19 protein-coding genes are annotated in these 18,970 nt (G+C 58.8%); 3 read left to right on the forward strand and 16 right to left on the reverse strand.

The window, feature by feature from the left end; translation table 11 throughout:
• Positions 1 to 50 precede the first annotated feature (50 nt).
• From AACZ19_RS01935 to AACZ19_RS01945, 3 genes are read left to right on the forward strand one after another with little or no spacing between them, the layout of a single operon-like run.
• Positions 51 to 1,184 carry an aminotransferase class V-fold PLP-dependent enzyme gene (locus tag AACZ19_RS01935; protein WP_339630610.1) on the forward strand — a complete coding sequence of 378 codons (1,134 nt, stop codon included), beginning with the start codon at positions 51 to 53 and terminating at the stop codon, positions 1,182 to 1,184.
• 11 nt (positions 1,185 to 1,195) lie between these two features.
• Entirely contained in the window at positions 1,196 to 2,179 is a 984-nt protein-coding gene (locus AACZ19_RS01940; protein WP_339630612.1) for an aldo/keto reductase, read from the forward strand.
• A 14-nt stretch (positions 2,180 to 2,193) separates the two neighbouring features.
• A complete protein-coding gene (locus AACZ19_RS01945; protein ID WP_339630614.1) occupies positions 2,194 to 3,366 on the forward strand; it encodes an aminotransferase class V-fold PLP-dependent enzyme in 1,173 nt (390 codons plus the stop codon).
• Positions 3,367 to 3,370: 4 nt separating this feature from the next.
• On the opposite strand, the gene thiD is transcribed toward AACZ19_RS01945, so the two are convergent.
• The 16 genes from thiD to AACZ19_RS02025 all read right to left on the reverse strand — a co-directional run bounded on the left by thiD (position 3,371) and on the right by AACZ19_RS02025 (position 18,896).
• A complete protein-coding gene (gene thiD, locus AACZ19_RS01950; RefSeq protein WP_339630616.1) occupies positions 3,371 to 4,174 on the reverse strand; it encodes a bifunctional hydroxymethylpyrimidine kinase/phosphomethylpyrimidine kinase in 804 nt (267 codons plus the stop codon).
• A 29-nt stretch (positions 4,175 to 4,203) separates the two neighbouring features.
• Positions 4,204 to 5,553: a phosphoglucosamine mutase gene (gene glmM / locus AACZ19_RS01955; protein ID WP_339630617.1), complete on the reverse strand. Its 1,350-nt coding sequence runs from the start codon at positions 5,551 to 5,553 to the stop codon at positions 4,204 to 4,206.
• Between the two features lie 60 nt (positions 5,554 to 5,613).
• A complete protein-coding gene (gene folP, locus AACZ19_RS01960) occupies positions 5,614 to 6,573 on the reverse strand; it encodes a dihydropteroate synthase (RefSeq protein WP_339630618.1) in 960 nt (319 codons plus the stop codon).
• The gene (ftsH, locus tag AACZ19_RS01965) at positions 6,512 to 8,440 is read right to left on the reverse strand and encodes an ATP-dependent zinc metalloprotease FtsH (protein ID WP_339630619.1); all 1,929 of its coding nucleotides are present in this window, start codon (positions 8,438 to 8,440) and stop codon (positions 6,512 to 6,514) included. Before ftsH ends, folP begins: the two co-directional genes overlap by 62 nt.
• Positions 8,441 to 8,572: 132 nt before the next feature.
• Positions 8,573 to 9,904, reverse strand: a complete 1,332-nt coding sequence (gene tilS / locus AACZ19_RS01970) for a tRNA lysidine(34) synthetase TilS (protein WP_339630621.1) — start codon at positions 9,902 to 9,904, stop codon at positions 8,573 to 8,575.
• A 21-nt stretch (positions 9,905 to 9,925) separates the two neighbouring features.
• Complete coding sequence (ybgF, locus tag AACZ19_RS01975; protein WP_339630623.1) at positions 9,926 to 11,095, reverse strand: tol-pal system protein YbgF; 1,170 nt, start codon at positions 11,093 to 11,095, stop codon at positions 9,926 to 9,928.
• A gap of 189 nt (positions 11,096 to 11,284) precedes the next feature.
• Positions 11,285 to 11,821 carry a peptidoglycan-associated lipoprotein Pal gene (pal, locus tag AACZ19_RS01980; RefSeq protein ID WP_293960012.1) on the reverse strand — a complete coding sequence of 179 codons (537 nt, stop codon included), beginning with the start codon at positions 11,819 to 11,821 and terminating at the stop codon, positions 11,285 to 11,287.
• Between the two features lie 136 nt (positions 11,822 to 11,957).
• Positions 11,958 to 13,316, reverse strand: a complete 1,359-nt coding sequence (gene tolB, locus AACZ19_RS01985) for a Tol-Pal system beta propeller repeat protein TolB (protein ID WP_339630629.1) — start codon at positions 13,314 to 13,316, stop codon at positions 11,958 to 11,960.
• Positions 13,313 to 14,257 carry a cell envelope integrity protein TolA gene (locus AACZ19_RS01990; protein ID WP_339630631.1) on the reverse strand — a complete coding sequence of 315 codons (945 nt, stop codon included), beginning with the start codon at positions 14,255 to 14,257 and terminating at the stop codon, positions 13,313 to 13,315. Before AACZ19_RS01990 ends, tolB begins: the two co-directional genes overlap by 4 nt.
• Before the next feature lie 15 nt (positions 14,258 to 14,272).
• A complete protein-coding gene (gene tolR, locus AACZ19_RS01995; RefSeq protein WP_339630633.1) occupies positions 14,273 to 14,743 on the reverse strand; it encodes a protein TolR in 471 nt (156 codons plus the stop codon).
• A gap of 1 nt (position 14,744) precedes the next feature.
• Entirely contained in the window at positions 14,745 to 15,464 is a 720-nt protein-coding gene (gene tolQ, locus AACZ19_RS02000) for a protein TolQ (protein WP_339630635.1), read from the reverse strand.
• On the reverse strand, positions 15,465 to 15,953 hold the full coding sequence (gene ybgC / locus AACZ19_RS02005; RefSeq protein WP_339630637.1) for a tol-pal system-associated acyl-CoA thioesterase: 489 nt from the start codon (positions 15,951 to 15,953) through the stop codon (positions 15,465 to 15,467). It lies immediately after the preceding gene.
• Positions 15,946 to 16,992 carry a Holliday junction branch migration DNA helicase RuvB gene (ruvB, locus tag AACZ19_RS02010; protein WP_339630639.1) on the reverse strand — a complete coding sequence of 349 codons (1,047 nt, stop codon included), beginning with the start codon at positions 16,990 to 16,992 and terminating at the stop codon, positions 15,946 to 15,948. The genes ybgC and ruvB overlap by 8 nt, the downstream gene beginning before the upstream one ends.
• Positions 16,989 to 17,606 carry a Holliday junction branch migration protein RuvA gene (ruvA, locus tag AACZ19_RS02015; RefSeq protein WP_339630641.1) on the reverse strand — a complete coding sequence of 206 codons (618 nt, stop codon included), beginning with the start codon at positions 17,604 to 17,606 and terminating at the stop codon, positions 16,989 to 16,991. Before ruvA ends, ruvB begins: the two co-directional genes overlap by 4 nt.
• On the reverse strand, positions 17,603 to 18,118 hold the full coding sequence (ruvC, locus tag AACZ19_RS02020; RefSeq protein WP_339630643.1) for a crossover junction endodeoxyribonuclease RuvC: 516 nt from the start codon (positions 18,116 to 18,118) through the stop codon (positions 17,603 to 17,605). The genes ruvA and ruvC overlap by 4 nt, the downstream gene beginning before the upstream one ends.
• A 25-nt stretch (positions 18,119 to 18,143) precedes the next feature.
• Positions 18,144 to 18,896: a YebC/PmpR family DNA-binding transcriptional regulator gene (locus AACZ19_RS02025; RefSeq protein WP_339630644.1), complete on the reverse strand. Its 753-nt coding sequence runs from the start codon at positions 18,894 to 18,896 to the stop codon at positions 18,144 to 18,146.
• Between the last annotated feature and the right edge of the window lie 74 nt (positions 18,897 to 18,970).

Below are 18,970 nucleotides of genomic sequence, written 5' to 3' on the forward strand. Positions count from 1 at the left end.
CCTTTCCATAGGCGAATATGCAGGAAAACCAACAGTCCCGAGGTTCAATCATGATTCCCAACCAACGCCATCTTTTCGATATTCCGGACGACATCGCCTATTTCAACTGCGCCTATATGTCGCCGCAGTTAAAGGCGGTGCGGGCGGCGGGTCATGCGGGGGTGGACCGGAAAACGAGCCCCTGGTCCCTGACGCCCGCCGATTTTTTCACCGAATCGGAAACGGCGCGGGGATTGTTCGCAAAATTGGTGGGCGGGCGCGCCGATGATGTCGCGATTATTTCGAGCGCGTCCTACGGCCTTGCCATCGCGGCGAGGAATATTCCACTTCAAAAGGGTCAGAAAATCCTGCTGCTGGAAGAACAGTTCCCGTCCAACGTCTATTGCTGGAGCGAGCGGGCGGCCCAATGCGGCGCGGAGATTGTCACCATCCCCATCCCCGCCGATCATGACTGGACCGCCGCCGTGCTGGCTGCCATCGACGAGACTGTCGCCGTTGCCGCCCTGCCCCACAACCACTGGACCGATGGATCGCTTCTTGATCTGGAGGCAATCGGAGCGGCGCTCCGGGCAGTCGGGGCGAAGCTGGTGCTCGATATCACACAATCGATTGGCGCAATGCCTATCGATGTTGCCAAGGTGAAGCCGGATTTTCTCGTGGCCGCCTGTTATAAATGGATGCTCGGTCCCTACAGCCTTGGCTTCCTGTATGTCACGCCGGAGTTTCAGGCGGGCGAGCCGCTCGAATATAACTGGATCACCCGCGCCGGAGCGGAGGATTTTTCCGGGCTTGTCGACTATGCCGATGACTATCAGCCCGGCGCACGCCGCTATGACATGGGGGAGCGGGCGAATTTTTCCCTGATGCCGATGGCGATTGCGGCGCTCGAACAACTTCTCGACTGGGGCATTGCGGATATTCAAATGACGCTTGCCGCCCGCACGGCGGATATCGCCGGAAAATGCGAAAGTCTCGGCCTCATGCCGCTGCCGCAATCCCTTCGGGCCGGGCATTTTCTCGGCCTCAGGCGCGAGGGCGGACTGCCGAAGGGCCTGCTCGAAACACTGCTGGCGGAGGGAATTTATATCTCGGTGCGCGGCTCCTCCCTCCGGGTGACACCTCACCTCTTTAACAATGACGCCGACGTCGATAAACTGGTCGCGGCGCTCAAGAAAATCCTGTAGCGGAGATAAAAATGAATTTGAAACGACTGGGCAATACCGGCCTGAAAGTGAGCGAGCTGTGCCTCGGCACCATGACCTATGGCGATCCGAACTGGCGGGACTGGGTCCTGCCCGAGGAGGAAAGCCGCCCCTTCATCAAAAAGGCATTGGATTATGGCATCAACTTCTTCGATACCGCCGATATGTATTCTTTGGGGGTGTCAGAGGAGATTGTCGGCCGGGCTCTGAAGGACTATGCGAAGCGTGATGAAATCGTCATCGCGACGAAAGTCTTCAACCGCATGGGGAAAAGCCCGCTCTCCGGCGGCCTCTCGCGTAAGCATATCATGCATTCCATCGATGATTCGCTGAAACGCCTGGGGACCGACTATGTCGATCTCTACCAGATTCACCGCTGGGACTATGATACCCCGATCGAGGAAACGCTGGAAGCGCTCAACGATGTTGTGCGCGCTGGCAAGGCCCGCTACATCGGCGCTTCTTCTATGTTTGCCTGGCAGCTTATGAAGGCGCTCGCCATCTCGGAAAGGAACGGTTGGGCACGCTTTGTCTCCATGCAGAATGTCTATAACCTCGTCTATCGGGAGGAGGAACGCGAAATGCTGCCGCTCTGCAAGGATCAGGGCATCGGCGTCATTCCCTGGTCGCCGCTTGCCCGCGGTTTCCTCGCCGGAAACAAGAAGAAGGATGCAGAGGGGGAGACGACCCGCTCACGCTCCGACGCGATGATCAAATCCATGAAAATCGGTCAGGATTCTGATTATGACGTACTCGCCGTCGTGCAGGACATCGCCAAGGCACGCGGCGTCACATCGGCGCAGATCGCCCTCGCCTGGGTGCATCACAGCCCCGTCGTCACCAGCCCGATCATCGGGGCCAGCAAGATGTACCAGCTGGATGAGGCCGTGGCGGCCCTCGATATATCCCTGGAAATGGACGAGCTTGCCCGCCTCAAGGAGGTCTATATCCCCCACGCCGTCGCCGGGCATCGCTAAACAGGAAGGAAATCATGACGCTGGATATCGACAAACTCCGGGCGGAGACACCGGGCACAGGAACCCGCATTCACCTCAACAACGCCGGGGCGGCGCTGATGCCGCTCCCCGTCTATGACGCAGTGAAGGACCATCTCGATCTGGAGCTGGCCATCGGCGGTTATGAGGCACAGGCGCGCGCGAAGGCAGCGTTTGAGCGAACCTATGATGCCATTGCGGAACTGATAAACTGCGATCGCAGCGAAATCGCACTGGTGGAGAATGCAACTGTCGGCTGGCAGATGGCCTTTTACGGCATGCGCTTCGAGACGGGCGACCGTATCCTGACGGTGGAGGCGGAATATGCCGCCAATGTCATTGCCTATCTTCAGGTCGCGAAACGGACCGGGGTGAAAATCGACTTCGTGCCGAGCGATGACAGCGGCCAGATGGATGTCGCCGCGCTGGAAAAGATGATCGACGACAAAGTAAAATTGATCTCCGTCACCCATGTCCCGACCAACGGTGGCCTGATCAACCCGGCGGCGGAGATCGGCAAGGTCGCCCGAAAGCACGGCATTCCCTATCTGCTGGATGCCTGCCAGGCCGTCGGGCAGATCCCGGTCGATGTCGAAGAAATCGGCTGCGACATGCTGTCGGTCACCGGGCGGAAATATCTTCGCGGCCCGCGCGGCACCGGCTTTCTCTATGTCCGCAAAGGCTTTATGGACCAGCTGGAGCCACCGTTCCTCGATATGCACGGAGCGGAATGGATCTCGATAGACCAATATGAAATGCGCGACGATGCGCGGCGCTTTGAAAACTGGGAGTTCAATGTCGCCGCTGTCATCGGCCTCGGGGTGGCGGTGGATTACCTGCTGGATCTGGGAATTAAAGAAACCTCCGCCCGCCTCTGCGCTCTCGCCGCGACCGCACGGGAAAAACTCGCCGCTCTGCCCGCAATCACGGTGCAGGATATCGGCGCGAAGAAGGGCGGGATCGTTACTTTCACCCATGCAGAAAAATCCGCCAATGAAATTAAAGCCCTGCTCGCCGGGAAAGCCGTCAATGTCTCCGTTACCAACCTCTCCAGCACCCGTTACGATCTTGAGAAACGAGGATTGGAAAGCATGGTAAGGGCTTCATTTCATTACTATAATACGGAAGAGGAAATCGACCAATTGATCACAGCGCTGGAGGCAATCTAGAGCGTCAGTCAAATCGTCCGACTGTGTGCCCATGATTGAGCGGGCCGTGCCCGGCGCCGAAGCCCGGCGCCTCGAAGATTGCGTTTTCCACATAGCGGATAGCCCGTTCCACTGCCTTGGGAACGTTCAATCCTTGCGCGATCCCCGTCGCGATGGCCGAGGAGAGCGTGCACCCCGTCCCGTGAGTGTGCCGGCTGTCGATCCGGCGATGGGAGAAAGTCTGTATTCCCTGCGGCGAGACAAGGAGATCGACAATCTCCACGCCTTCCGCATGGCCACCTTTCATCAGGACCGCGACAGGCCCCTCGTTCAGCAGCGCGCGGCCCGCCTTCTCCATATCGGAAAGATTCTTTATCTTCATGCCCGTCAGCTGCTCGGCTTCCGGGATATTCGGTGTCAGGATATGGGTATGGGGACCGATCAGCCGCGCCTTGATGGCCTCGCTCGCATCCTGCGCGATCAGGCTGGCGCCGCCCTTGGCGATCATCACCGGGTCCAGCACAACCGGTGGCAAGTTGTCAATCTGGTCGAACAGGGCCGCGACCGCCTCAACCACTTCCTTGCGATGGAGCATGCCGATCTTGATGGCATCAGCGCCGATATCTTTCAGCACCATCTCGATCTGCTTGACGACAAAAGGGGCGGAGATTTCCTCGATCGCCTCGACGCCGAGGGTATTCTGAGCGGTGAGCGCGGTAATCGCCGTCATCCCGTAGCCGCCGAGCGCTGTCACCGTCTTGATGTCCGCCTGAATACCTGCGCCGCCGCCGGAATCCGATCCGGCAATGATCAATACACGCCCCTGCATGTTGTCCCCTTGAAAGTCTTTTTGTTCTGCTAGCCGGCTGAGGCGGTTACCTCTCCGACGATATTATCGACGATCTCGCTGACCAGGGCGTCGTTGGTCCCCTCGCCCATGACGCGGATCAATGGCTCGGTCCCGGATTTCCGGATCAGGAGCCGACCCTCCGTTCCGAGGCGGATTTCACCGTCGCGGATGGCCTTTTGCACCGCATCCCCCGCAAGTGGGTCACCATTCGAATAGCGCACATTTTTCAGGATTTGCGGAAACGGGTCAAAGTTGTAGCACACCTCGCTCACCGGGCGCCCCTTCTCGACTATCACCGAGAGAACCTGCAATGCGGCAATCAGCCCATCGCCAGTGGTGCTATAGTCATTGAGCACGATATGCCCTGATTGCTCCCCACCGACGTTGAAGCCATGCTCGCGCATATGCTCGACCACATAACGATCGCCGACATTGGTGCGCGCAAGGGTCATGTTATGGCTTTGCAGATATTTTTCGAGGCCCATGTTCGACATGACCGTCGAGACAATGCCGCCGCCCCGGAGATTCCCGCGTTCCTGCCAGGTGCGGGCGATCAGCGCCATCAACTGGTCGCCGTCGATCAGCCGCCCGTTTTCATCGCAGATCAGCAGCCGGTCCGCATCGCCGTCGAGCGCGATGCCGAGATGCGCGCCCTCCTCCACGACGCGGGCGCACATGGCCTCTGTCGCGGTCGAACCGCAGCCGTCATTGATATTGAAGCCGTTGGGGGTAACCCCCATGGAAATCACGTCCGCCTCCAACTCCCACAGAACCGTCGGAGCCACTTTGTAGGCCGCGCCATGGGCGCAATCGACCACAATCTTGAGCCCTTTCAGGAGCTGATGTCGCGGGAAACTGCTCTTGGCAAACTCGATATAGCGGCCTTGCGCGTCATCAAGCCGCTGGGCCCGGCCCAGAAGCTTTGGTTCCGCAAGAACGATATTACTGTCATCAATCAGGTCCGCCTCGATGCTTTTCTCCACATCATCGGAGAGTTTATAGCCATCCGGGCCGAACAGCTTGATGCCGTTATCCTCGAACGAGTTATGGGAGGCGGAGATCATAACCCCGATATCCGCGCGCAGCGACCGGGTCAGCATGGCAATTGCCGGGGTTGGTAGCGGCCCGACCAGAATCACGTCCATCCCGACTGAGGTAAAGCCCGCTGTCAGCGCCGGTTCCACCATATAGCCGGACAGGCGGGTGTCCTTACCGATGACGACGCGGTGGCGGAAATTGCCGCGCCCCGCAAACTTCTTGCCTGCGGATTTCCCGACTTTCAGCGCGATTTCGGCGGTCATCGGATCCTTGTTCGCGGTGCCGCGAATGCCGTCCGTCCCAAAATATTTCCGTGTCATACTATACTCTATTGATCGTAAATGCCGGATGCACCCTAACAGAAAACCCTTAAAACATGTCTAAAAAGAGGCATTGTCGATGGCCTGCCACATTTGCAGGGCCTGACGGGTCTGGAGGACATCATGAACCCGCAGGATATCGGCCCCGGCCTGAGCCCCGTAGAGCGCCACGGCGACCGAACCGAAAACCCGGTTTTCTGCCTCCGCTTCACCGGTCAAGCGGCCTATAAAGGCTTTGCGCGATGCACCAAGCAGGACATCGCAGCCGAGGGCGCGGAATGTCGGCAGCGCCTTGATAAGCGCAAGATTATGATCGATGGTCTTGCCGAAGCCGATGCCCGGATCGACAATGATCTTTTCGCGCGCAATCCCCGCTGCCTCGCAGAGGGTAACGCGGGACTGCAGATAGGCCATCACCTCCGCCACCACATCGTCATAGACCGGGTTGTCCTGCATTGTCTTGGGATCGGCAAGGCTGTGCATCAGGCAGACAGGCAGACCGCTTACCGCGACATAATCCAAACTGCCCGGATCGTATTCCAGCGCACTTACATCATTGATGATCGTCGCGCCCGCTGTTACCGCCGCCTTCATCACGTCTTTCTTGCGGCTGTCGATGGAAATATCCACGCCGAGATCGCGGCATCCCTCGATCACCGGAATGACGCGACCGCATTCCTCGTCCACACTGATGGCGTCGGCGCCGGGGCGAGTGCTCTCGCCGCCGATATCAAGAATGTCGGCACCGTCCGCCGCCAGCTTGTGCGCATGGCGGATCGCCCCGCCGGCGCTGAAATGCTTGCCTCCGTCAGAGAAGCTGTCCGGCGTGACATTGACAATGCCCATGATCCGGGGACGTTTCCGACCGGTCTGCGCAGGTTCTTCCATACGGTCTCTCTCATAGAAGAAAGGCCCCGCAATCACGCGGGGCCTTTTGTGCTCACAGAGGAGCTGTTCCTTAACTGCCCGGCTGAGGTTCCGGTTCCATGCCGCCGGGACCGTCGGGTTTCTTATGGCCATCGGCTTCAGGTACCGTTGAGCTTGGGCCCTTGTCCACCGGTGTCTCGATATCCTCGGGGCGGTTAATATCGCCACCATCCATCAGTATCTTGATTTCATCACCGCTCAGTGTTTCATATTCAAGAAGACCCTTGGCAATCCGGTGCAGCTGGTCCACATGCTCATTGAGGATCTTGCGGGCAGTTGCCTCGCCTTCCTCGACAAAACGGCGGACTTCCTGATCGATAACATCAGCTGTCGCATCAGACATATTCTTCTGCTGCGAAACGGAGTGACCGAGGAAAACCTCCTCCTGGTTCGACCCATAGAGCAACGGACCGAGCTTATCGGACAGGCCCCATTCGGTGACCATCTTGCGGGCCATATCGGTCGCCATCTTGATATCGCCGGACGCGCCAGTCGTCACCGCATCGTGACCAAAGATCATTTCTTCCGCCACGCGGCCACCCATGGCCACGGCAAGATGGGCCAGGCACTGGTCGCGGCGCAGCGAATAGCTATCTTTCTCCGGCAGGCGCATGACCATGCCGAGCGCACGACCGCGCGGGATGATCGTTGCCTTGTGAATCGGGTCTGACGCCTTCATATGCATGCCGACAAGCGCATGGCCGCCTTCATGATAGGCGGTGAGTTTCTTCTCATCCTCTGACATGACCATGGAGCGACGCTCGGTGCCCATCATGACCTTGTCTTTTGCTTCCTCGAATTCCTGCTGGGTGACCAGACGCCGTGATTTACGCGCCGCCAGAAGCGCTGCCTCATTCACAAGGTTGGCAAGGTCCGCCCCGGAAAAGCCGGGCGTACCGCGGGCAATGGTACGCGGGTTCACGTCCTGAGCCAGCGGCACTTTGCGCATATGCACTTTCAGGATTTTCTCGCGACCGATGATGTCCGGGTTCGGCACTACGACCTGACGGTCGAAACGGCCAGGGCGCAACAGCGCCGGATCGAGCACGTCCGGACGGTTGGTCGCAGCCAGCAGGATCACGCCTTCATTGGTCTCAAAGCCGTCCATCTCCACCAGCATCTGGTTGAGGGTCTGCTCGCGTTCGTCATTACCGCCGCCAAGACCGGCGCCACGATGACGGCCAACGGCGTCAATTTCGTCGATGAAGATGATGCAGGGCGCATTCTTTTTGCCCTGTTCAAACATGTCGCGGACACGGCTTGCGCCGACACCGACAAACATCTCAACGAAGTCAGAGCCGGAAATGGTGAAGAACGGCACATTTGCCTCACCGGCGACGGAGCGCGCCAGCAATGTCTTACCGGTACCCGGAGGTCCGATCAGCAGCACACCCTTCGGGATCTTGCCGCCGAGGCGCTGGTATTTCTGGGGATTTTTGAGGAAGTCGACAACCTCTTCAAGCTCTTCTTTCGCTTCCTCGATACCGGCGACATCCTCAAATGTCACGCGGCCATGTTTTTCCGTCAGCAGTTTTGCTTTCGACTTGCCAAAGCCCATGGCCTTGCCGCCGCCGCCCTGCATCTGGCGCATGAAGAAAATCCAGACACCGATCAACAGCAGCATCGGGAACCAGGAAAGCAGCGTCGCCATCAGCATGCTGCCTTCTTCCTGCGGCGCGGCATTGATCAGTACGCCATGATCGCTCAGCTTGGAAACGAGAGAGGCATCTTCCGGTGCATAAGTTGTGAAGGAACGGCCATCGTCCGTGACACCCTTGATGTTCGGTCCCTGAATGGTGACGTTTTTCACGCGACCGTTTTCAACTTCCGTCAGGAAGGTCGAATAGGGCATGGACGTCCCGGCATTGCGCGGGGAAGGATCATTAAAAATATTAAAAAGTGCCACGACGAGAAGGGCAATGATTACCCAGAGCACAATGTTCTTGCCAAAAAGATTCACTAAAAAATTTCCTTCCACTTCGGAGACTGGCCGAACCGATCGCCTTAGACGCGCCCGCTAACCTGGATTGACTCTAGATATAATCCGTTAACATCAAGTTCCAATAGGGCATTTGTTTATAAACGATAATTATCACGAATTTGAGCCGGGTATCCAGTAAAATGCCCTAAATTCCATGGAAAATCGGTGATTTAGGGGAAAATGTTCCGATTTTCCCGTCATTAACAGCGGCGCGGCGACAACTTCCTCCCCCGACCAGAGGGCGGGCAGGCTGTGGCGGACCTTTGCGGGAAGCTGCGACATGAAACTTTCGTCTGCATGGTCACGGATCTGTCGCCCCCCATCCTCCCCGAGCGCAGCAAGCCGGAGGGGCTCCGGCAGGAGTTGTTCCGGCGTGTTGTCGGTAATGAGAAAGCGATTATCCCAGATCCAGCCCCCTTCGCCCGGCGCGACTTCTGTTTCTGGCAGGCCTGCGCGGCCCGGCTCCCGACAGGCAAGCCAGTCTGGGCCAGAGGCCTGAACCTGCGCCCCAGCGAGTGTGGCGCTTTTTTCCGTCTTCTCCTGAAACAGGCGATTGTATAGCTGTTCCAGAGCCTGAAGCCGGATCCGCTGGCCCCCGCCGACACAGCGGATTAGTGCATTGAGGACGCGCAACGCCAACTCATCGGGGCAACCGTCCAGCGCCGCCCGCGGCAGGCGGATAAAACCGAACCGGCTGATTTCGCAACTTTCCCGAATTTTCTGATAGGCAAGGATATCCAGACTGTGCGACGCTCGCTGCAACCGCGAGAGGGAGAGTGCGATGCTATCCAGATTACTGCCCGGAAGCTGCGCCAGCTCGGTCAGGACAGCGCCGACGCGGGTTCGGGTAAAGACCGGATTTTCATTGCTGGGATCGTCGATCCAGTCCTGCTTTTCCGCCCGCAGGAAATTCCGCAACACCTCACGGCGCAGGGACAATAGTGGCCGCAACAGGCTGAGTTCTTCTAAGCGGCTTTTCATCTGCATGGCAGTCAGGCCCTCAAGCCCGCTCCCCTTGGAGAGGCGCATCAGCATGGTTTCAAGCTGGTCTTCAAGCTGATGTCCAAGCAGCAGCGCACCGATCCCGTGACGGGCGCAATAGTCCTGCATCAACCGATAGCGTGCGTCGCGCGCAGCCTCCTGAATGCCGGTTTTCGGATAGGGTCCGTCCCATTTGAGAATTTGCGTCTCTATCCCGCGCGCCGTGAGCCAGTGCAGCACCCGATCCGCCTCCGCCCCTGAAGTTGGGCGCAAGCCGTGATCGACGCTGAGCGCGAAAAGGGGAATGCCGGATTTCGCTGTCCATTGGGCGCTTAACAGCGCCAGTGCCATACTGTCCGATCCGCCGGAGACGGCAACCGCGATCCCAGCCGGCGGTGCACCGTCCGGCAGCAGCTCCTGCATGATGAGGGCAAATTGGCGCGGAAGTCCGGAAGCGGTCATCTCATCCGGCATGGCGCTACATCAGCTGGCGCAACCGAGCTTCTGCTTTTCCCGATCCGCGGTCTGTCTCAGTCTTGGGGGAACCTGGCTGAACTGCTTGTCCATCTGCGCGAAGGTGGCGCAGGCCTCTTCCTTCTGGTCCATCTGACCGAGGGTCATGGCCAGCTTCAGCAGGTTGTCCGCCGCCTTGGAGCTATCGGGATAATTCTGATATCCATCAAAAAAGGCGGAGGCGGCATTGGGGAAATCGCCTCGGACATAATAAGTCTCGCCCAACCAGTATTGGGCATTCCCCGCGAGATTACTGTCCTTATGGCGCGAGAGGAACTCGGTAAAGGCCCGCTCCGCCTCGTCGTAGCGATCTTGCCGAACGAGGGAGATGGCATAGTTATATTGCTCGGAGGCTGAGCCATCCGGCAGGCCGCCGCCTGTCGGCGCAGAAGCCACGGTTGTCGAAGATCCGCTGGATCCTCCCAACCCGCCCGCAGGCGCCGTGGAAGATCCGCCAGACGCCGAGGTGCCGGAGGTCGTCGTATTCGAATTTGCCGGAAGCGTGCCGAGGACCTGATTGCCCGACGGGAGGCTGTCGCCGCCGACAACGACCGGCTCACCGCTGGATGAGCTGGTTCCGGCCGAAGAGCTGTTCGAGCCCAGTGTTGACCCCGAACCGGGAAGCGGTGCCGGGGCACCCGTCGCGCCAGACATCGCGTCGGCAGGCGCGCCCGAGGTCCCGAGGCGACGCTCGATATCGGTCAGGCGGAAATCCACGTCTTTGACCAGCTTGTCGAGGCGAGTCGTCATCTGGTTGATCTTGAAGGAGGCCTCTTCCTGCGCGCCGGTCAGGCGGCGTTGCTCGTCTTCCAGGGCGCTGATCCGCTGCAGCAGGAGGTTAAGTCCGTTCTGGCTGATGTCACCGCCCGAGGTGGCCGGCAGGGAGGATGAACTGCTGGGCGCGGCCGGGCGCGGCGCCGGCGCGGCGCCGGTAAAGACCTGCCGCTGCATATCGGTGATGTCCTGTTCGAGCCGGTTGATCCGGTCGACAAGGGCCTTGATTTCGCTGTTGCTCTGGGCCACCGCAAGTCCCGGAGCGGCGAACTGGGCAATCGCCAGCATGAGAAGTCCGGTGAGAAGCGTTATCCCGGCGGGAAGTCGTGATTTCCCGGTTTCCATCGTTGAAACGTTCCAATTCATCAGCGGTCCGCCCTTTCCTCGCTCCATCTGGTCCTGTTACAGCCTACCAAGCTTGTTTGAAATATTGGCATTTTTATGGCCAGCGCAAGTCGGACCGGCCCCGACACGGGCCCCTGCTCAAAAAAAACGCCCGCCGTCGTCACTAAACCAGTTAGCACGGCAGCGGGCGTCGGATTGTCTAGGTTGTGATTAGTTTACAACCGAAACCGAACGGCGGTTCTGGGCCCAGGCAGCCTCGTTATGACCGAGAGCGACCGGACGTTCCTTGCCGTATGAAATTGTGGACAGACGGTCCGGCGAAATACCCAAGGTTACGAGGTAGTTCTTGACGGCCGTTGCCCGGCGTTCACCAAGAGCCAGGTTGTATTCACGGGTGCCGCGCTCATCACAGTTGCCTTCGATGAGAAGGGTAACCGTTGGATTGGCTTTCAGCCAAGCGGCCTGACGCTGCAATGTTGCCTGCGCTTCATTGCTCAGGCTGTATTCGTCGAAACCGAAGAAAACCCGGTCGCCAACATTCAGAACCAGGTCTTCCTGGCTGCCGGGCTGGACCGTGGTTGTTGTGGATTCCGTCACAACAGTTGTTGTGGAACCGGATCCGCCCGTCTGGGTAGCCGCGCCTCCCCCTGAGCTGTCGCCGGTTTCCGTAGGTGCTGTTTCACAAGCTGCAACCAGCAGCAAAGCTGTGAAAATACTTAAAGTCTTAAGGCCTAGATTGAGCCGCATTTACTTAACTCCCATCCTCTGGAAATCTCTGAACTTTGGGTATCTCACGTTACACAAGGATACGATGTATCAATGAGAAACTGTAAAAGATGGTCCCCCGAATATTTTAAATCCCGTAAACTATAATAGTTTGCTATCACCTGTTCAAGTTATACGGTGGCGACCACGCCGGATCGGACCCGTCGCCGGGCGTGATTACCTCGCGTTCGTTATATCCTGTTAGGTCAATGGACCACAAGCGAACTTTATCGCCAGTGCCATCATTTTTTCCCGGAATCTGCCGGAAAAACATCAAAACACGTCCGTTCGGAGCCCAGGTAGGGCCTTCATTATGGAAGCCTTCGGTCAAAATCCGCTCTTGTGAGCCATCTGTGCGCATTACACCTATGGAAAACTGCCCCCCGGTCAGCTTTGTGAAGGCAATCAGGTCCCCGCGTGGGGACCAGACAGGTGTGCCATAATTACCACTACCGAAGCTAATTCGTTGCACATTTGAGCCGTCTGCGTTCATCACATAGATCTGCTGGCGGCCGCCACGGTCCGATTCAAAGGCGACTTTCGTGCCATCGGGCGAGAAGGACGGCGCTGTATCGATGCCTGGATGGCTGGTCAGGCGCTTCATCTCCCGGGTCCGGAGGTCCATCAAATATATTTCAGAATTGCCGTCCTGGGCCATGCTCATCACCACCTGGTTACCCGAGGGGGAGAAGCGCGGTGCGAAGGTCATGCCCGGAAACTCACCGAGGATTTCCTGCTGTCCGGTATCGAGGTTGTAAAGATACACCCGCGGCTTATTGTTGAAATAGGAAAGATAGGTCAGCACCTGCTGCGTCGGCGAATAACGCGGTGTCAGCACCAGTTCGTTGCCGCTGGTCAGGAACTGATGGTTTTCTCCGTCCTGATCCATGACCGCAAGACGTTTCACGCGCCGGTCCGCCGGGCCACTTTCCGAAACATAGACAATACGGGTGGAGAAATACCCCTCCTCACCGGTCAGCCGCTTATATATTTGATCCGCGATCAGATGCGCGGTCAGCCGCCAGTTCGATGGTGGTGTCGTATACTGAATGCCAGTCAGATGCTGCTCCGCGAAGACATCCCAGAGACGGAACTGCACATTGATCTGGCCATCGCCAAGCGCCCGGACGAGACCTGTGGAGAGCGCCTGCGCGGCAATCTTGCGCCAGTTGGCGAACACCGGCGTCACCTGCAGGTCTTTCGGCGGCTGGAGATAGGCGCGCGGGTCGATATTGACAAACAGGCCGGAGCGCTCCAGATCGGCGCGGATCACTTCCGCCATCTGCTTGCCGATTTTCGCCGTCGCCTCGTTATCGGCATAAAAATCCGTGACCGCGATCGGCATCGGCTCGATATTACCCTGGGTGATATCGATGACAAGCTCGGCCCGGGCTATGCTCGCCGCAACGAGGCTGGCAACAAGGGCGACCATCATCACGCTGTAAAGCCGGATTTTACGCATTTCAACTTTTCTCATTGTGTGAACATATCCTTGGGGTCGAAGTTCATCGTAATCTCGCGCCAGCGTTCATACTTATCCGCCGGCAGTTTATAGGGTCCGCAGAGGATGATAGCACGCTTTGCGCTTTCCGCAGCGATCCGGTGGAAATCGCTCTTATAGGATCCCTCATTAACAATTCTCGGGTTGCCGTTCAATGATCCGTCCTGATTTAGCCTGACTTCAATTGAAACCACCAGATCTTCCGCATTCACCGCGCCCGTCGGCACGTTCCAGCATTTCTGCACCTGTTGTTTCAACGCATCCAGCTCACTGATCGTCATCGGCAGGGACGCATCCATCGCCTTGCTTGAAGAATTCGGCACTTTTTCAGCAGAATTGGGCTTTTTTATGTCAGCCGTCTCCGGGGAGCTTGCCGCCTGCTCACGCTTCTTCTTGTCCAACAGCGCCTTCAGCTGATTGACGTCGAATGCCGGTTTTTTCGGCTCGGGCTTCTTCGGCTCCGGCTTCGGTTCAGGCTTGGGTTCCGGTTTCGGCTTTGGCTTCGGTTTCACCGGCGGCTTCGGAATGGGCTTGGGCTCTTCCTTGGGCTCGGGTTTGGCCTCGGGCGTTGGCTCGGGGGCTGGTTCCGGCTCCGGCTCAGGTTCGGGCTTTGGCGCGGGCTCCGGTTCCGGCTCGGGTTTGGGTTCCGGCTCAGGCTCCGGTTTTGGTTCGGGCTTGGGCGCCGGCGCGGGTTCCGGTTTTGGCTCCGGTTTCGGCTCGGGCTCCGGTTCCTTCTCCTCGACCGGATCGGGCGCCGGTTCTGGCAGGTTCGTTATCTCCGCCACATCGACCAGTTCCACCTCGATAATCACTGGTGGCTCGAACAGCTTCGGGTCCGTGAACAACGGCAAGCCCGTATACATGACCACAAGGATCAGCATATGCAAAACGGCCGAAGCTAAGGCAGGCACTCTCATCGGTCGGAGGACCCCTTACTGGTTACTGTCTTGTGTCGTGCCGGATCGCGCTGTGCCGGGACCGGCGGAAACCATGGCAACGCGCTTGAACCCGGCATCATGGATTTCACCCATGACCTCAAGAACGCGCCCGTAATTGACATTGGTATCGCCGCGCACGAAAATGCGCTGATCCTGCTTGGCACCGGTAACGGCCTGGAGTTTTGGCACCAGATTTTCCAACATGACCTCCACGTCCTCAAGGAACAGCCGCCCCTCGCCATCGACGCTGATGACCAGCGGCTCGTCATTGCCCTGCACCGTTGCTGCCTTGGTATTGGGCAGTTCCAGCGGGACACCGACGGTGAGCAGCGGCGCCGTCACCATGAACACGATCAGCAGCACCAGCATCACATCGACGAAGGGCGTCACGTTGATTTCCGACATCTGGGTATGGCGGCGGCGGCGGCCCTTGCCAGTAAAGGCTTTGTAGTTATTGGCATCCATATCAGTCGTCCTGATCGAGCTGGCGCGAGAGGATGGCGGAGAATTCCCCGGCAAACCCTTCCAGCCGCGTAATGATCCGCTGCAGATCGTTGGAGAATTTGTTGTAGGCGACAACCGCCGGAATGGCCGCAACGAGGCCAAGCGCAGTGGCGAACAGCGCCTCCGCGATACCCGGCGCGACAACGGCGAGGCTGGTGTCCTTGGTGGCGGCAATCGACTGGAAGCTGTTCATGATGCCCCAGACCGTGCCGAAAAGGCCCAGAAATGTCGCCGTCGAGCCGACCGTCGCAAGGAAGCCGAGATATTTTTCCAGCCGTTCCACCTCGCGATCAATTGTCACCCGCATCACCTGATGGATGCGTGCCTGCAATCCGGTATGGGTATGCTTGCCGAGGCCCCTCTCGGTCGAGCGGGACCATTCCTTCATTGCCGCGGCAAACAGCATGGCCAGCGGATTATCCGGGCTCGTTCCGACGCGGCGGTGCAGGTCTTCCAGATTGCCGCCGGACCAGAACTCATTCTCGAAGTCGTCCGCATCGGCCGTGATCCGGCGAAAGCGGATAATCTTGTCGATAATGATCGCCCAACTCCAGAAAGACGCCAAGATCAGCACGATCATGACGATCTGCACAACAATATCCGCCTGCACAAACAGGCCGATCATCGATAAATCATGAGCCTCGCCCCCCATCTGGGAGACCACAATTGCATCGTTTTCCATTTACTCTTCCCTGGCTAAAGTCTTCGCTCGCAAAGCCGAATTGCCTAATAACGCATTAAACTTTTCATTTATGGCAGAAGAAAGACGCTGCGGCCTTCCTTCCTTATCAAGGCAGGCGACCCGTACTTTTGTCTCCACCAGCCGCTCGTCGCCGCGGTTGATATCCTGCCGCATATGCAGGGACGCGCCCCGCAAATCCGTCACCGAGGTGACGACTTCCAGTTCATCCTCCATCCGCGCCGGGCGGAGATACTCGACCTCGCAGGCGCGAACCACAAAATTCGCGCCCTCCTCCTCCATCATCGCCTGCTGGTTGATCGCCAGCCCACGCAGCATGTCCGTGCGTGCCCGCTCGGTGAACTTGAGATAATTCGCATAATATACAATGCCGCCCGCATCCGTATCTTCCCAATAAACGGACAGCGGGAAAATATGTTGTGTCCCGTTGTCGCCGCTCTCGAACCGGCCGAGCACTCTGGGGTCAGTCATCAGGCGTCTCTTCCTCGATCAGCGACAGCTGCTCACTCACAGTTTTCGGAAAGGCCAGGCCGAGATGATCGAACGCGGCCTTCGTCAGCAACCGTCCGCGCGGCGTGCGCTGCAGAAAGCCCTGCTGGATCAGATAGGGCTCGATAATATCCTCGATGGCGTCGCGCGGCTCGGACAGAGCTGCCGAAAGCGTCTCCACCCCGACCGGCCCGCCGCCGAAGTCATGGGCAATCCGCCCGAGATAGCGCCGGTCCATGCTGTCCAGCCCGCGTTTATCCACTTCAAGACGGTTAAGCGCGGCATCGGCCTTGACCGCATCGACGAGGTCAGCCCCGGCCACGGCCGCGAAATCGCGCACCCGACGGAGCAAGCGACCGGCGACGCGGGGCGTGCCCCGGCTGCGGCGGGCAATCTCGACCGCACCGTCTTCGCTCAAATTCACTCCCAGCACCCGCGCGCCGCGAGCGACGATCAATTGCAACTCGTCCGGTTCATAGAAATTCATCCGGAGCGGAATGCCGAAGCGCTCGCGCAACGGAGTCGTGATCAGGCCCGACCGCGTTGTCGCGCCAACCAGCGTGAACGGCGGCAAGTCGATGCGCACGGAACGCGCCGCCGGTCCCTCCCCGATGATCAGGTCGAGATGGAAATCCTCCATCGCCGGATAGAGAATTTCCTCCACCGCCGGGCTCAGGCGATGGATTTCGTCGATAAAAAGGACGTCGTTTTTCTCAAGATTGGTGAGCAGCGCCGCAAGGTCGCCCGCCTTGGTGATAACCGGACCGGCAGTGGCGCGAAAATTAACGCCCAGCTCCCGCGCGACAATCTGCGACAGCGTTGTCTTGCCAAGGCCAGGGGGACCGAAAAACATCACATGATCCAGCGCTTCGCCGCGCGACTTCGCCGCCTGGATAAAGACGCTCAAATTCTCGCGGACCTGCTTCTGGCCGATAAAATCAGCAAGGACCTGCGGGCGGAACTGTGTCTCGATATCGTCCTGACCGTTTGCGGCAGTGCTGACAAGCCTCTCTTCACTCATGCGGCAAGCTCCTTCAGTCCGGCGGTGATCAGGGCTTCAACGGTGGCGTCGGGGCCGAGGGTGCGCGCAGCGGCGGCCACAGCACCGAAGGCGTCCGCCCGGCCATAGCCAAGATTGACCAGCGCCGAGACCGCATCCCCGGCGGCGGCCTGCGCCGGTTTCGGCGCCGATGAACTCACTTCTGCATTGAAGGCAACAGGACCCAAGTCCATTTTCGCGACCTTGTCTTTTAACTCCGCCGTGATCCGGCCCGCGACCTTGGGCCCGACGCCGGACACGCGGGTGAGCGCCGTCTTGTCCTGGGCGGCGACGATCTGCGTCAGCTCCTCCCCGGCATAGAGGGAGAGGATACCGAGGGCGACGCGCGCGCCAACCCCCTGCACGGTCTGCAGAAGCAGGAACCATGCCCGTTCCGCCACGCCGTCAAAACCGTAGAGATGAATATGATCCTCGCGCACATGGGTTTCGATATGCAGCGAGACAATGCCGCCTACTTCCGGCAGGCTTCGAAGCGTGCGACCGGAACAGAAGACAAGATAGCCGACGCCGCCAACATCGATGACGATCCAGTCTTCGCCGATGCTATCGAGCTTTCCGGTCAGCTTCGCGATCATAACGCCCGTCCCGCCATCATGGTGGCCTTCCCAAGGTTGCGCCGGCTGCCCGCATAATGGGCATGGCAGATGGCAACGGCGAGCGCATCTGCCGCATGTTCATTGGCGATCACGCAGCCGGGCAGCAGCATGCTGACCATGGCGTGGATCTGGTCCTTGCCCGCATGACCCGCACCGACCACGGATTTCTTGATCTTGTTGGGGGCATATTCTTCAACCGCAAGGCCGTGAAGAGACGGTACCAGCAGGGAAATGCCGCGCGCCTGACCGAGTTTCAGGGTCGAGACCGGGTTCTTGTTGACGAAGGTCTCCTCGACGGCGGCCTCAACCGGCTGCCACTCAGCAATGACTTTCTCAATGCCGTCATAGAGCTGGACCAGACGCTGCGACAAGCCCAGTGTGCCATCGGAGGAAATCGCGCCATTGGCCAGATGGCGAAGGGAGTTGCCCTCTGCCTCGATGATCCCCCAGCCGGTGTGGCGAAGTCCCGGATCCAGCCCCAGTAAACGCATAATAAAACTACTACCCTTTTAAGAGTTACCCGTCCAGTTTCTCCATGATTTCTTCGGGAATGTCGAAATTGGCCGACACCTTCTGCACATCGTCATTATCCTCAAGTACATCCACCAGCTTGAAGAGGGAATTGGCCAGGTCTTCCGTCTCTACCGGAATGGTGTTCTGCGGCTTCCAGACGACACCCGCCTCCTGCGGAGAGCCGAATTTCTCCTCCAGCGCGTCGCGGACGTCGTTGAAATCCTCCATCGCGCAGGTCACGTCATGGATTTGCCCGTCGCTTTCGACATTCTCGGCACCCGCTTCCAGCGCCGCCTCGAACATCTCGTCGGCATCGATATTCTCCGCCGGGAAGATAACCTGGCCAATCCGGTCAAACATGAAAGAGACAGAGCCTGTCTCGCCCATCGTGCCGCCGGACTTGGAGAAGGCCGCACGTACATCGGCGGCGGTTCGGTTGCGATTATCGGTCAGCGCCTCGACAATGATGGCGACGCCGCCGGGACCATAGCCTTCATAGCGGATTTCCTCGTAGGTTTCCGCATTTCCTTCGCCGGAGGCGCGCTTGATCGCCCGGTCGATATTGTCATTTGGCATATTATCGCTTCGGGCGGCGGAGATCGCGCCGCGCAGGCGCGGGTTCATGGCCGGGTCCGGCAGGCCGGATTTCGCCGCCACGGTCAGTTCGCGGATATGCTTGGCGAAGATCTTGGCCCGCTTTTTATCCTGCGCACCCTTGCGGTGCATAATGTTCTTGAATTGGGAATGTCCCGCCATGTCTCATCTCTTGGTCTTGATACGGTTGTTAACGATGTTTGAATGTTCCGCCGTTTGTAACCGATCCTCCGCCA

The organism is uncultured Sneathiella sp. (genome assembly GCF_963973085.1).
Classification (GTDB): Bacteria; Pseudomonadota; Alphaproteobacteria; order Sneathiellales; family Sneathiellaceae; genus Sneathiella.